The sequence below is a fragment of the Flavobacterium nitrogenifigens genome (assembly GCF_003254565.1).
Lineage (GTDB): Bacteria > Bacteroidota > Bacteroidia > Flavobacteriales > Flavobacteriaceae > Flavobacterium > Flavobacterium nitrogenifigens.
In genome coordinates, this window is sequence record NZ_QJRI01000179.1 from 31640 (window position 1) to 45766 (window position 14127).

15 protein-coding genes are annotated in these 14127 nt (G+C 30.3%); 10 read left to right on the forward strand and 5 right to left on the reverse strand.

The window, feature by feature from the left end:
• Positions 1-109: 109 nt before the first annotated feature.
• The 6 genes from DM397_RS17315 to DM397_RS17340 all read left to right on the forward strand — a co-directional run bounded on the left by DM397_RS17315 (position 110) and on the right by DM397_RS17340 (position 6035).
• A complete protein-coding gene (locus DM397_RS17315) occupies positions 110-1117 on the forward strand; it encodes an O-antigen ligase family protein (RefSeq protein WP_162615497.1) in 1008 nt (335 codons plus the stop codon).
• Complete coding sequence (locus DM397_RS17320) at positions 1110-1907, forward strand: glycosyltransferase (protein WP_111378747.1); 798 nt, start codon at positions 1110-1112, stop codon at positions 1905-1907. The genes DM397_RS17315 and DM397_RS17320 overlap by 8 nt, the downstream gene beginning before the upstream one ends.
• Positions 1900-3096, forward strand: a complete 1197-nt coding sequence (locus DM397_RS17325; RefSeq protein ID WP_111378748.1) for an O-antigen ligase family protein — start codon at positions 1900-1902, stop codon at positions 3094-3096. Before DM397_RS17320 ends, DM397_RS17325 begins: the two co-directional genes overlap by 8 nt.
• Positions 3083-4207 (forward strand): glycosyltransferase, encoded by a 1125-nt coding sequence (locus tag DM397_RS17330; protein ID WP_111378749.1) that lies wholly within the window; start codon positions 3083-3085, stop codon positions 4205-4207. The genes DM397_RS17325 and DM397_RS17330 overlap by 14 nt, the downstream gene beginning before the upstream one ends.
• 1 nt (position 4208) lies before the next feature.
• Positions 4209-5192: a UDP-glucuronic acid decarboxylase family protein gene (locus DM397_RS17335; protein WP_066033174.1), complete on the forward strand. Its 984-nt coding sequence runs from the start codon at positions 4209-4211 to the stop codon at positions 5190-5192.
• 75 nt (positions 5193-5267) lie between these two features.
• Positions 5268-6035, forward strand: coding sequence for a glycosyltransferase family 2 protein (locus DM397_RS17340; protein ID WP_111378750.1), 768 nt, complete (start codon positions 5268-5270; stop codon positions 6033-6035).
• Positions 6036-6070: 35 nt separating this feature from the next.
• Here DM397_RS17340 and DM397_RS17345 read toward each other — a convergent pair whose 3' ends face one another.
• Genes DM397_RS17345 through DM397_RS17355 form a run of 3 tightly spaced genes read right to left on the reverse strand, consistent with a single transcriptional unit; the run spans position 6071 to position 8813 of the window.
• Positions 6071-6592: an ORF6N domain-containing protein gene (locus tag DM397_RS17345; RefSeq protein WP_111378751.1), complete on the reverse strand. Its 522-nt coding sequence runs from the start codon at positions 6590-6592 to the stop codon at positions 6071-6073.
• Positions 6593-6636: 44 nt separating this feature from the next.
• Entirely contained in the window at positions 6637-7947 is a 1311-nt protein-coding gene (locus DM397_RS17350) for a phenylacetate--CoA ligase family protein (protein ID WP_111378752.1), read from the reverse strand.
• Positions 7947-8813, reverse strand: coding sequence for a hypothetical protein (locus DM397_RS17355; protein WP_111378753.1), 867 nt, complete (start codon positions 8811-8813; stop codon positions 7947-7949). The genes DM397_RS17350 and DM397_RS17355 overlap by 1 nt, the downstream gene beginning before the upstream one ends.
• 130 nt (positions 8814-8943) lie before the next feature.
• On the opposite strand from DM397_RS17355, the gene purD reads away from it, so the two are divergent.
• Positions 8944-10218, forward strand: coding sequence for a phosphoribosylamine--glycine ligase (purD, locus tag DM397_RS17360; RefSeq protein ID WP_111378754.1), 1275 nt, complete (start codon positions 8944-8946; stop codon positions 10216-10218).
• Between the two features lie 43 nt (positions 10219-10261).
• Here the strand turns inward: purD and DM397_RS17365 are convergent, their stop codons facing one another.
• Entirely contained in the window at positions 10262-10492 is a 231-nt protein-coding gene (locus DM397_RS17365; RefSeq protein WP_029271378.1) for a DUF6341 family protein, read from the reverse strand.
• Between the two features lie 141 nt (positions 10493-10633).
• Here DM397_RS17365 and DM397_RS17370 point away from each other — a divergent pair, with 141 nt between their 5' ends.
• Entirely contained in the window at positions 10634-11563 is a 930-nt protein-coding gene (locus tag DM397_RS17370) for a DUF6427 family protein (protein WP_111378755.1), read from the forward strand.
• Here the strand turns inward: DM397_RS17370 and upp are convergent.
• The gene (upp, locus tag DM397_RS17375; protein WP_111378756.1) at positions 11558-12211 is read right to left on the reverse strand and encodes a uracil phosphoribosyltransferase; all 654 of its coding nucleotides are present in this window, start codon (positions 12209-12211) and stop codon (positions 11558-11560) included. The genes DM397_RS17370 and upp overlap by 6 nt on opposite strands.
• Positions 12212-12321: 110 nt before the next feature.
• Between upp and DM397_RS17380 the strand changes: the two genes are divergently transcribed.
• Together DM397_RS17380 and DM397_RS17385 are read left to right on the forward strand one after the other, a co-directional pair.
• A complete protein-coding gene (locus tag DM397_RS17380) occupies positions 12322-12927 on the forward strand; it encodes a DUF4254 domain-containing protein (protein ID WP_095930592.1) in 606 nt (201 codons plus the stop codon).
• Between the two features lie 43 nt (positions 12928-12970).
• Entirely contained in the window at positions 12971-13978 is a 1008-nt protein-coding gene (locus DM397_RS17385; protein ID WP_111378757.1) for a glycosyltransferase family 9 protein, read from the forward strand.
• Positions 13979-14127 lie beyond the last annotated feature (149 nt).

A 14127-nucleotide genomic window follows, 5' to 3' on the forward strand; every position in this document is an offset into this window, starting at 1 on the left:
AAATTATTTTAAACATACTAGTGGAATTAACCGTTTTGTGAGACAATATTTTTCAATGATATTGTCCTGCATTGTTTTCTTTTTATTTTATTGGAATATAATCTATAAAATGAAGACCATTGATATTCTTTTAAAAATAAGGAAGGTATTTCTACTTTCATTAATTATAGCTTTTACATACGGATTTCTTGAAGTCTTAGTTGTAGTTTTTGGTTTCGGAAAACTATATTCAGTTTTAAAACTATTCGATTTTTTCCCCTTTCTAGAAGTGTCTCTTCAAACAGGAGGAAGGATTTCGTCCATAGCTTATGAACCGCCATTTTTAGCTATTTACCTTATCACTATTTCTGGTTGGATGTTTAGTTATATACTTACAGAAAAAGGCCTAGTAAAATTTTTGCCAGCTTTTGCTGTTTTATTTCTTACTTATTTTTCAGGATCACGAACAGGACTTATAGTTGTTCTTTTTCAAGTATGTATATTTTGTGTTTTCTTATATCGAGATCAGCGTTTTAAATCTTATCTTTTAAAAACATTCCTTGCGTTTACTATTGTATTTTGTTTTTTGCTTCTTTTGAATGGAACTAAAATTGTTAACGCCATAGGAGATAAAATAGATTCGCTGGATTTTAGAAAAAATCTAACTAAAAACGTATCCAATCAATCTCGGTTTGGAATGCAGTATGCTGCTTTACAAGTTTTTAGTGAAAATCCGATTATTGGTGTTGGGTTTGGACAGCAAGGGTACCATGTTCGAACACATTATCCGAGCTGGGCAACAAGAAATAATTATGAATTTGAATTACTGTATAAAAATAAAAACGAAAAATCATTTCCGCCAGGTTATAATATTTACACCAGATTGCTCGCAGAGACAGGATTAATTGGCTTTAGTTTATTTTTAATGCTTATTTTTTTCTCTTTGGTTGAGGTTAGAAAACTAATGAAAACTGCCAAAGATGAAGATAAAATTCTATTAATAATCATTTTGATATCTCTTTCAGGGCTATATGTAAACTGGTTGCAAATAGATACTTTTAGAATGTATGGTGTTTGGTTAAGTTTGGCTATTTTGATAAGAATGAGATACAAACCATTAAAATTTAAAGATGAATAAAATTCTTGTTTTAATTCCATATTATAATAATATAGAAGGATTATTAAAGTCTTTAAGGTCAATAGATCCTGATGAAGAATCAGATGTGCTAATTGTTGATGATGGAAGTGCAATTAAGCTAAATGAAGATTTAGTTTATGAAAGTTTTAAAGCAAAGGGAAAAGTTTTTTTTAAGATTTTAGAAAAAAATGGAGGAATAGAATCAGCATTAAACCAAGGGTTAGAAATAGCTCAAGCTAAAAAATATGAATATATTGCAAGATTAGATTGTGGTGATATTTGTTTAGGAAAAAGATTTCAGATTCAGCACCAATTTTTAAAAGAAAATCTCGAAATTAAAATTGTTGGTTCAAATGTATTGGCTGTAGATTGCGATGACAAATTTTTATATGCAATTAACCTTCCATTACATCATGAAGAAATAGAAAAAAAAATGTACTTCAATTCGATGCTCATACATCCTGCTGTAATGTTTTGCACGTCAATAATTGAAACAATTGGATATTATCCTACTCATTATAAATCTGCTGAAGATTATGCTTTCTTTTTTGCTATTCTAAAAAAGCATAAGATGGCAAATATAAAAGAGTACTTGACCCAAATTGAAATTAATGAAAAAGGGATTTCTTTGCAAAAAAGACAGCAGCAGGTAAAAAGCAGAATTCAAATCATAAAAGACAATTTTTATTTCGGATGGTATCCAATCTATGGTCTTTTTAGAAATTATATACTCCTTATTTTGCCATATAATATAATTTTAGCGATTAAAAAAATGAAGAAAAATGCTTAATACATTAAAAAAGAACGGTTTTGAATACCTTGCTTATGGTTTAATATTGTCGCTTTTTTTTTCAAAAGCGATTCCAAATATTATTTTAGCGGTTTTATCTTTATGGACAATCATTGATTTTAGATCAATTCAAAAACCAAAATTCAGTTTTTCTTCTAGCAATTTTTTATTAGCAATATTAATTTTTTTAAGTTTTAAGTCGCTTCTCTTCGGAACAATAATTTATGATTTGAAAGTTTATAAAGGATTATTATTAATCTTTTGGTTTTCAATCGTTTTTCAGAGAATTAAATCTACAGATAAGTTAAAGACAGTTATTTTATGTGCAATAACTCTTGTCGTTGTAAGCTCACTTTTTTTAATTGCTTTGTATTATTTTAAAAACAAAAATCTTCCTTTTTCAAATACAGCTGAGGTTAATCAATTGTTGTTATTGGAGCGTCCCTATATTGGATTTATTGCTGTTTTGGGAATTTTTCTGGCTATTGAAAAAGCAATTTCAGATCAACCTTTAAAAAAGATATGGATTATTAATGGATTAATATTATTTCTGTTTATAGTTTTAATTTCAGCAAGAATTTCCATTATAACAATATTCATATTAGCAGCAGTTTATCTAATGTTTTATTTTAAAATTAGTAAATTGAGAAAGGCTCTCATTTTAATAAGTTTAACCATTGGATTTGTGCTTTTAATTTTTACTAATAAAAATATATCTGAGCGTTTTTTTATAAAAAGCAATTTTTCAGAGTCTTTGAAGACAGCATCAGATTATGAACCAAGAATCGTGATTTGGGATTGTGCCTATCAAATGACAAAAGAAAGTGATTTTAAAATTTTAATTGGATTTGAAGGTTATCAAAGAATAGGAGAACTTTTTTTGAATTGTTATTCCTCAAAGATTGAAAATGAATCAAAACGAGAATATTTTTTATCAGAGAAATTTAATTCGCATAACCAGTTTATCGATTTCTATTTAATTGGAGGAATTACAACTTTTTTATTGTTTGTTGCTTTCTTTGTAAAATTAATATCTGAATCTAAATTTGATTTTTTCAAAGTGGCGACAGTAGTTTCGTTCTTACTTTTTTTTATAGTAGAAAATATATTTTATAGACAATTTGGATGTTATTTGTTTGGTATATTTATACTAATTTTGGCCCATAATAAAATAAATGAAGAAAATTAAAATTGCTCATATTCTACATTCGGTTGGAGGAGTTGATGTCTCTTTGAGGCAGATACTTCACAATTTGGATACTAAGACTTTTGAGAATATTGTAATTCATGGGGATTCGGACACTATAAATGGGTTTGTAGATAAAGATGCTAAACCAATTGTCGATTATAAGCTTCCAATTTACAGAGAAATATCTTTTAAAAGTGATTTTCAGGCAATTTTAAAGACCTGGAAAATCATTCGTAAAGAAAAACCAGACTTGATACATTCACATAGTACAAAGGGTGGTGTTACAGGGAGAATAGTTGGTTTTTTAACAGGAACAAAAGTTTTGCACACACCACAAGCGTTTTCTTTTTTGAGTGCGGAGAGTAAAATTAAAATAGTATTTTTTTTAGTAATTGAAAAATTGCTTTCAAAAGGGAAAACAATTTTATTAGCCTCTTCTCAATCTGAGCTAAATAGAGCGATAAATGAAGTTGGTTTTCCAAAATCAAAAACTAATCTTTTTAATAATGCTATAGAACCAATTGAAAAGATTTTTGATTTATCAATACCTAAAACATGGCCAGACCAATATCTTTGTACGGTAGGAAGACCTTGTTATCAAAAAAACATAGAAGAATTAATTGAAGTTTTATATGAACTCAATAAATCAGTAGATGTACATTTGGTAATTTTAGGTTTAGGACATCATGCAGATCATATTAAACAAGTTGAGGATTTAATAGCGAAACTAGATTTAAAAAATAAAGTAACATTATTGAGTTGGACTTCAAGAGAAGATGTTTTAAATATTATAAGTAAATCAAAACTATATCTTTCTACTGCACGTTATGAGGGATTGCCTTATTCTGTGATTGAAAGTTTAGCATTATCAATCCCTGGCGTAGTTTCTGATTGTGACGGCAACCGCGATCTAATTATAAATGGATTTAATGGTTACTGTATTAAAGAAAACAATACGGAAGAATTCAGTCAAAAAATAATTGAATTACTTCAAAATGAAAATAAATATCTAGAATTCTCAAAAAATGCCAAGGAGACTTTTGAAAAGAATCATAATATTTATCAAAAAATAAATGATCTCGAAAGTATTTACAAAGCACAATTAAATTAACATGAAAAGAATACTTATAACTGGAGCAGCAGGGTTTTTAGGATCACATTTGTGTGATAGATTTATTAAAGAAGGATATTTTGTTATTGGGATGGATAACCTGATCACGGGAGATCTTAAAAATATTGAACATTTATTCAAGTTAGAAAACTTCGAGTTTTATCATCATGATATTACCAAGTTTGTACATGTTCCAGGCGATTTAGATTATATATTACACTTCGCTTCGCCAGCAAGTCCTATTGATTATTTAAAAATTCCGATTCAAACCCTTAAAGTGGGATCTCTAGGAACACATAATTTATTAGGTCTGGCAAGAGTTAAAAAGGCCAGAATTTTAATTGCATCAACTTCTGAAGTTTATGGGGATCCTTTAGTGCATCCACAAACTGAAGAATACTACGGAAACGTAAATACGATAGGCCCACGTGGAGTTTATGATGAAGCAAAACGTTTTCAGGAATCAATTACAATGGCGTACCATACTTTTCACGGTGTAGAAACCAGAATTGTGCGTATTTTTAATACTTATGGACCAAGAATGCGATTAAACGACGGGCGTGTAATTCCTGCTTTTATCGGACAAGCTTTACGTGGAGAAGATCTAACCATTTTTGGAGACGGAATGCAGACACGTTCTTTCTGTTATGTCGATGACCAAGTGGAAGGTATTTATAGATTACTGCATTCAGATTATGTGTATCCAGTAAATATTGGAAATCCAGACGAAATCACGATTAAAGATTTTGCAGAAGAAATTATAAAACTGACAGGTACAAACCAAAAAGTGGTTTATCATCCGTTGCCGATAAATGATCCGTTACAGCGTCAGCCCGATACAACAAAAGCTAAAGAATTATTGGGTTGGGAAGCCAAAGTTAGCCGTGCTGAAGGAATGAAAATCACATACGAATATTTCAAATCATTATCTCCTGAAGAGCTTGCTAAAGAAGAACACAAAGATTTTTCTAGTTATATCAAATAAAAACTTTATATCAGCTCGAATTTCCAATTGAATTCGGGCTGTTTTTTAATTAAACTCCAAATAAATCTGTTGTAGATGAACGAATTAGTTTCTATTATTGTACCAACATATAATACTGAAAAGTTCATTAGACAAACAATTGAATCTGTTCAAAATCAAAGTTATAGCAATTGGGAAATGATTTTGGCTGATGATGCTTCAACAGATAAAACAGTTGCAATAATTGAAGAATTTGCGAAAAATGACAATCGAATAAAACTCTTCGAATTACCAGAAAATCGCGGAAATGGTTTTGCCCGAAATACTGCTTTAGAAAAAGCCATAGGAAAATATATTGCCTATTTAGATGCCGATGATTTATGGTTTCCTGAAAAATTAGAAAAACAAATTCAGTTTCTAAAAACAAATAATTTACACTTTACTTTTAGTTTTTACGATTCTATCGATGAAGAAGGAAATAATTTAAACAGAAGGGTTGAATCACCAAATCCATTAACTTATAAAGAATTATTTTTCTGCAATTATGTTGGTAATCTTACGGCTATTTACGATGTTGAACATTTCGGAAAAATCAAATTAGAGTCTTCAGAAAAAAGGCAAGACTGGAGAATATGGCTGACGATTTTAAAACAAATAAAATCTGCGGAAGCGGTTCCAGAATCTTTAGCATTTTACAGAATTAGAAAAGATTCTATTTCTTCATCAAAATTTAAATTGATCAAACATAACTTTGGTGTTTATAGAAAATTTCATGGATATAATCTCTTTTTTTCTATTTTGTTGATGATGAGGTTTTTATTTAATCAGTTAGTTATAAAACCGAAATATATAAAGAAAGTTTAAATTTTTATTAAGGCCGTATTTGCGACCTCAAAAAATTATTTTTTATAGCCAATCTTAACTCTTTCTTCTTCATTTTCTTTTTTCTCCGTCAATTCATCTAAATAAGAAAATACCAACTCAATATTTTTATCATGATTTTCTAACTTCTTCTGAATCTGTAGAATATCGACTTTAATTTCTGTTGTATCCAAAAGCATTTGTCTCACTTTCGTAAAAATTCTCATGATTTGAATATTAGTTTGAATCGCTTTGTCGCTTTTTAGGATACTTGAAAGCATTAAAATTCCATGTTCAGTGAATGCAAAAGGAAATATTCGAGTTCCTCCCCAACTTGAGGTCACAATTTGTGACCTCAAGTTTTCAAATTCATTTTGAGACAACTCAAACATAAAATCATCAGGAAATCTTGAAATATTCCTTTTCACAGATTGTTTAAGAACTTTGGTTTCTATTTCATAAAGCGAAGCCAAATCACGATCAAGCATCACTTTTTGACCGCGGATAAAATATATTTTATTAGAAATTGTTTCTTCAGAAAGTAGAGATTGATCTTCCATAAGTTTTTAATTGAAAAAAAACAAATGTAAGATTTTATTTATATTTACAAATAAGATTTAAACTGTTTTAGTTTCCCGCGATTGGTTCTTTCTAAAACTGTTTTTCGAGTAAAAGTGAAGTTTAAATTGGGTTCTAAATACAAATCAATAGCTTCTTTTATTTTTTGAATTTGTTCCGAAACCAGTTCTTTTTCAGCAATATATTCAATTTCAAAAGTATTTATTTTAGTTTGTTTGATGATAAATTCTTTTACATTTCCATCATCTTCAATTATGCTTTTGGTTACATAATAAAAGGTCAAACCTGGCGATTTTTTCCCGCTTGGAAGAATTGCAACGTCGTTGGTTCTTCCAATTAATTTTTTTAGAATTGGTTTTTGTGGTGTACTTTTTTCGTCCAGAATTCCAATGTCTCCAATTTCATATCGGATAAAAGGATTTGCTTTGTTGAAAAGAGAAGTAATCACAATTTTACCTTCTGTTCCATGTGGAACAGGATTGTTGTTTTCATCTAAAATTTCTACAAAAAGAGTTTCTGCATTGATTTGCCATTCTCCTTTTGGATTTTCAAAAGCAATCAAATCTAATTCAGATGCACCATATTCGCTGATAATTGAAATTCCAAATTGTTTTTCCAACAGTTTTTTATCCGTTTCAAATAGCATTTCTGAAGTAACAAAACAAGCTTTTAAAGTCGGACAAATTTCTTTTAAAATGATATTTTTCTGTTCTAAAAATTTAGCGAATAACACAATCGAACTCGTATAACCGTTGATATAATCAAATTTTTTGGTTCTAAATTTTTTCAGAAATTTTTCTAAAACATCATCAGACAAATCAAAAACAGGAAAGCGAAAACGATGTGTCAAAAAATCTTTGAAGCGTTCTTTTTGATAGCCAATAAAATCCATCGGAATCCCGTAAAAACGTGCTTGATACGAATGATTAAAGTCAATTCCGAACCAACCAAAACGCATCATATTGGAAGCCCAAGTCAAAGCATGAGAATATTTGTCTTTTGCAAAAACAAAAGGAGTTCCGCTAGATCCCGATGTTTTGTTGAGGTAAATGTTTTTTTTAGAATAACCTTTTGAAAGTCTTTCTTCGAGAGGCTTTTGGAGATTTTGCTTGTTTAAAACAGGAAGATCATTCCAGTTTTTGATCTTTTTATTTCCTATCAAATCTTTATAAAAAATGTTATTATTCAAATGAAAATCAACAATTTCTTTCTTTTTGTGTTCGAGAAAAAAATTATATTCTTCGTCAGAAAAATGAACAATTTTATCCAATTCTGCTTTGGCTTCCTTGATAGAAAAGCCATTTAGTTTGAGCGAAAGATCAAAAAGGCGAATCATTATATTTTTAAAACAATATTTATACTTCCGGCCGTCAACTCTTTTTCTGAATATTTTAGAAAATCTTCATGTAATTTTAAACTTCTAAACTTTTGTTCTTGAGGAGAGTTTGGCATTGGATTGTCATGAGAAATATAAACAATTTCTAAGTCTAAAGAATTGAAAATATCCAAATATTGCGGAAGTCGTAATCTATTATGATAATCAAATCTTGTTTGTATGCTATTCCATTCTTTAGAACTATATTTTAAAAATTCTTGAAGAGACAAAGATTTATCAGAGTATGCCCGATGATCACTCGGAGAAATAAAATGTACGATGTAAGATCCCTTTGGTAAAGAGCTCTTAAATTTTTTATGCATTTCTTTTATATCTTCAGGAGTTACATGTTCTAGAACAAATCTTGAAAAAACAATATCTGCTTTAGGAATTTCAGCATCTATTATATTTTGTAATGGAAAATAATGAACATTTTCAGGTAAAGGATATTGAGTATTGTTTGCAATTATATTACAACCGTATATTTTTGAAAACAAAGAATTAAAGGTGAGTATATTTTTTGTTTGATAATGTTTATTAATATCATACGTATAAACATCTTTTAATTTATATTTATGAATTAGAATATAGGGTGATATGGGTAACCATCCTGATCCAATTTCAATTGCAGATTTATTTTGAAGATCAATTTTTAAACCTGAAAAAATTGAACCTAAAATATTAAGTGTATTTTCAGTACTTTTCAATTTTCCTTCTACATTTTTATTTTCAGATATATTTTGTAATTGATGGTAGATTTTTGAGCCAAAAGAATAGGGAAGGACACTAAGAGTCTTGAAAATATATGTTTTTACGTAATGTTTCATGATTAGATTTTCGTCAAAAATAATATTTACCAATTACTAACAATCAAGAATCACGAAGTTTTTAAGATTTAATTATTTTTTACGTTCAAAAGCAATTATTTTTGCACCACAACTAAAATACAACAACACCATGACAATTTTACTATTGGGATCAGGCGGAAGAGAGCATGCATTTGCGTGGAAAATGACACAGAGTCCGCTTTGCGAAAAACTTTTTGTAGTGCCTGGAAACGCGGGAACTGCAGCAATTGCTGAAAATGTTGCAATATCTGCGACAGATTTTGAAGCGGTAAAAGCATTAGTACTTAAAGAAAATATAAGTTTAGTAGTCGTAGGACCCGAAGATCCATTGGTAAAAGGTATTTACGATTATTTCAAAAATGACGAAAGTTTAAAAGATATTCCGGTTATTGGACCATCTCAATTGGGTGCGCAATTGGAAGGAAGTAAAGAATTTGCAAAAGAATTCTTGATGAAACATAATATTCCAACTGCGGCTTATGACAGTTTTACTGCCGAAACAGTTGAAGAAGGATGTAAGTTTCTTGAAACTTTGCAGCCTCCGTACGTTTTAAAAGCAGACGGTTTAGCAGCTGGAAAAGGTGTTTTGATTATTCAGGATCTTGAAGAAGCAAAAACTGAATTGAGGAACATGTTAGTTCACGCTAAATTTGGTACCGCAAGTGCAAAAGTGGTTATCGAAGAATTCTTGGACGGAATCGAATTAAGCTGCTTTGTTCTAACAGACGGGAAAAGCTATAAAATTCTTCCAACCGCGAAAGATTACAAAAGAATTGGAGAAGGTGATACAGGTTTAAACACAGGTGGAATGGGAGCAGTTTCTCCAGTTCCTTATGTAGATGCTGTTTTAATGGAAAAAATTGAAACACGTATTGTAAAACCAACAATCGAAGGTTTCCAAAAAGACGGAATCGAATACAAAGGTTTCGTATTTATCGGTTTAATTAATGTAAAAGGAGAACCAATTGTTATTGAATACAACGTTAGAATGGGTGATCCTGAAACAGAAGTGGTAGTTCCTAGATTGAAATCAGATTTAGTTGAATTGTTCTTGTCTGTTGCAGATCAAAAATTAGGAGATTTCAATTTAGAAGTAGATCCAAGAAGCGCTACAACTGTAATGGTTGTTTCTGGCGGATATCCTGAAGATTTTGAAAAAGGAAAAGTAATTTCTGGTTTAGAAAATATTACAGATTCAATTGTTTTTCACGCGGGTACAAAATTAGATGGCGAAAATGTCGTTACTAATGGAGGACGTGTAATTGCTGTGACTTCTTATGGAGATAATTTTCAAGAGGCCATAAAAAAATCTTACCAAAACATAGATAAACTAAGCTTTGATAAGATGTATTTTAGAAAAGATATCGGTTTCGATTTAATCTAAAAATAAATTCACAAGCCCTTTTTAATTAAAGGGTTTGGTTTTTTTATTTTAAAAATGAATGAGCCGTTGTATCTTGGTTTTCTGTTCCAGCATCATCAAAAATACGTAATTGTTTAATCCAATAAACGATTGCGCATGCACAGATGATCATAAAAATCCAGTTAATAGTGTTTGCACCAAACCATGTAATTAATTCTAAACGACGTAAAAAGTCAAGAGGAGCAAACAAAATGTTAACAAATAGGTATTGAATTCCTTCAAAAAAAGCTGTCATAATTTTAAAAATTATATGTTATTTATTGTTGTGTAATGCCTTGAAGATAAAATTCGGTAAACCAAATCTTTTTTCAACTTGTTAGGTTTTTCCTTTTAAACAAGTATTATCTTTACAATCACAAAAGTATAAAATATCCTTATGATAACAAGTGTTTTTAAAAAATCTACACCATTAAATTATTCATTGGTCGTAATTTTAATACTGGTTTTCTTTTTTATGTTCCAAATTAAAGACCCTTCTTGGGTTACTTCTTATTTTTTGGCTTTTCAAAAAGTGAGTTTGTTATGCTTTATTTTGGCTTCTTTTTTTATGATTAATTTCATTGTAAAAAAGAACGGACTCAGTAAAGACAATGGTTACGCGATACTTTTTTACTTGTTGTTTATTTTATTTTTTCCGACCATATTTAATAACTCAAATATTATCTATGCCAATTTTTTTATTTTATTGGCGCTTCGAAGATTGATTTCTCTTCAATCTCTAAAAGCATCAAAAGAAAAAATATTTGATGCTGCATTTTGGATTTTTATAGCTTCTTTATTTCAATTTTGGAGTATTCTCTTCTTAATATTGGTTTATATATCTATTGTTTTTCACGTTTCGAGAGATTATAGAAACTGGGTTTTGCCATTTATCGCACTTTTGGCAGTAACGATTTTGTTTTACATGACATCATTAATTTTAAACTTTGATGCTGTAGCTTTCATTCAAGAAAGAGCTGTATTCGATTTTAGAATTGATTACTTTAAGAATAATTACGAAAATGCCGCACTTTCAATATATACTGCTGTAGCTTTGTTTTTTGTTACTTCAATGTTAATGACATTGTCAAACAGACCGCAAATTGTACATTCTTCATACAAGAAAATAGTAGCTTGTTTTTTTATAGCAGTCTTTGTTTTCATCATTTCGCCAAACAAAAGCAATGACTTATTATTGTTTAGCATTGCACCATTAAGTATTATGGCAACGAGTCATGTAGAGTATATGCAGCAGAAACTGAATAACGAAATAGTTTATTACACTCTGATTGTGTGTAGTTTATTTACTTTTTTCTCTCAGTTATAATTTACTTCCGTAAGCAAGATCACCAGCGTCGCCAAGACCAGGAACAATGTAATTTTTCTCATTTAGTTTTTCGTCTAGAGACGCTACCCATAAATGACAGTTTTCAGGAAGATTTTCCTCTAGATGCGCTATTCCTTCGGGAGCAGCAATAACAACTACAATATGTATTTCTGCTGGAGTTGCGTTTTCAACTAATTTTTTATGAACAGCAACAATTGATTGTCCTGTAGCCAACATCGGGTCAAGAAGTAGAACAGTTTTATTATTTAAGTCTGAAATTGCCTGATATTCAACTCGAATTTCAAATTCGTCATCATTATTTGGGTGAAATCTGCAGGCAGAAACAAAGCTGTTTTCGGCATGATCAAAATAATTTAGAAAACCATTATGAAGTGGTAATCCAGCCCGTAAAATAGGACATAAAACTAAATCAGTGTCAATTTCTGTAGTCTTCTTAATTCCAAGAGGGGTTTGGATTTCGACTTTTTTATAAGGCAAAATTTTGCTCAGTTCATAAGCCATAATCTCACCAATACGCTCAATATTTCTACGAAAACGCATACTGTCGTTTTGAACATTTACATTTCGGAGCTGGCCTAAAAAATGATTTAATACACTGTTGTTCTCAGAGATATAATGGATTTTCATAATATTTTTTATAAGAGCGATTGTTTTTTATGAATAGTTGAAAAATTAACCTTTTTTTTCAAAGTATAAAAGTATAAAAAGTATCTTTGTTTTATAAAAAAAATAAAAACATGTTTTCAAAATTAGCATATTCTGTTTTCGAACAAAGCATTAAAGATTATCACCAATTTGATAATGTAGATCAGCCGATCAATAATCCTTATCCAAAAGATAAGTTCGAGCATTTGTTATATCTAAAAAATTGGATTGACACGGTTCAATGGCATTTTGAAGATATTATTCGTGACCCGCAGATTGATCCTGTAGCGGCTTTAACATTAAAAAGAAGAATTGATGCCTCAAATCAGGAGCGTACTGATATGGTGGAATATATAGATAGTTACTTTTTACAAAAATACAGTAACGTAAAAGTAAAAGACGGAGCAAAAATCAATTCTGAAAGTCCAGCTTGGGCTTTTGACAGATTGTCTATTTTGGCTTTAAAAATTTATCATATGCATGAAGAAGCTAATCGTGCAGAAGCTTCTCAAGAACACAGAGATAAATGTCAGGAAAAATTAAATATCCTTTTAGAGCAAAGAACAGACTTATCTACAGCAATTGAAGAATTATTGACAGATATCGAAAACGGAGATAAATTCATGAAAGTGTACAAGCAAATGAAAATGTACAACGACGATGATTTGAACCCAGTGTTATATCAAAATAAAAAATAATAATTTGGCAGACTTGTCTAGCAAAATTAAGCATATAGCCGTCATGAGACTATCCGCAATGGGAGATGTCGCCATGACGGTTCCTGTTTTACGCGCTTTTGTAAAACAATATCCAACGGTAAAACTAACCGTGATTTCTCGTCCATTTTTCAAACCCTTTTTTGATGGAATTCCGAATTTGGAATTTTTTGCTTTTGATGAAAAAGAAAGACATAAAGGATTTCCTGGGCTTTTGCGCTTGTTTAAAGATGTAAAAAAACTGAAGATTGATGCTTTTGCCGATCTTCATAACGTTTTACGATCAAAGGTGGTGAGTTTACTTTTCGCTTTAAGCGGAAAAAAAAGAGCAACTGTTGATAAAGGAAGAGAAGGGAAAAAAGAATTAACGCGTGATGAAAACAAGATTTTCAAACAATTGCCTACGATGTTTGAAAGACATGTAAAAGTGTTTGAAGAACTTGGTTTTCCTTTAGATTTATCAAAGCCAACATTTCCTGAAAAAGCAGTTTTAAGTTCTGATATTGTACAAATTATCGGAAATGAAAATCAAAAACTTATAGGAATTGCACCTTTTGCTCAATACGATTCTAAGGTTTACCCTTTAGATTTAATGAAAGAAGTAATTGTAAAATTGGCTGAAAATTCATCCTACAAAATTTTGCTTTTTGGTGGAGGAAAGAAAGAAATCGAAATTTTGGATTCAATTTCTGAGCCTTTTGAAAATGTAATAAATATGGCTGGAAAAATCAAATTTCAGCAAGAATTACAATTGATCAGCAATCTTGATGTCATGCTTTCTATGGATTCTGGGAATGCGCATATCGCAGCAATGCTAGGCGTAAAAGTCATTACGCTTTGGGGCGCAACGCATCCTTATGCAGGATTTTTACCGTTCAATCAAAGTTTAGAAAATGCTTTAACTTCAGACCGAAATCAATATCCAAAGTTGCCAACATCAGTTTATGGAAATAAAATTGTTGAAGGTTATGAGGATGCTATGAGGACAATTTTGCCACAACAGGTTGTTGACAAAGTTGTGGAACAGCTTTGATAAAAGAAAAAAAATTTAAGAACATCTTCTTTTGCAAGCTTCGGATAAGCGAAATATTTATAGAAAAGAATGCGCCCACAAAAGAAAAGCTCCGGCGGAGCGACATGTTTTTTATAATAATGTCGCTCCGCCGGAGCTTTTCTTTTGCT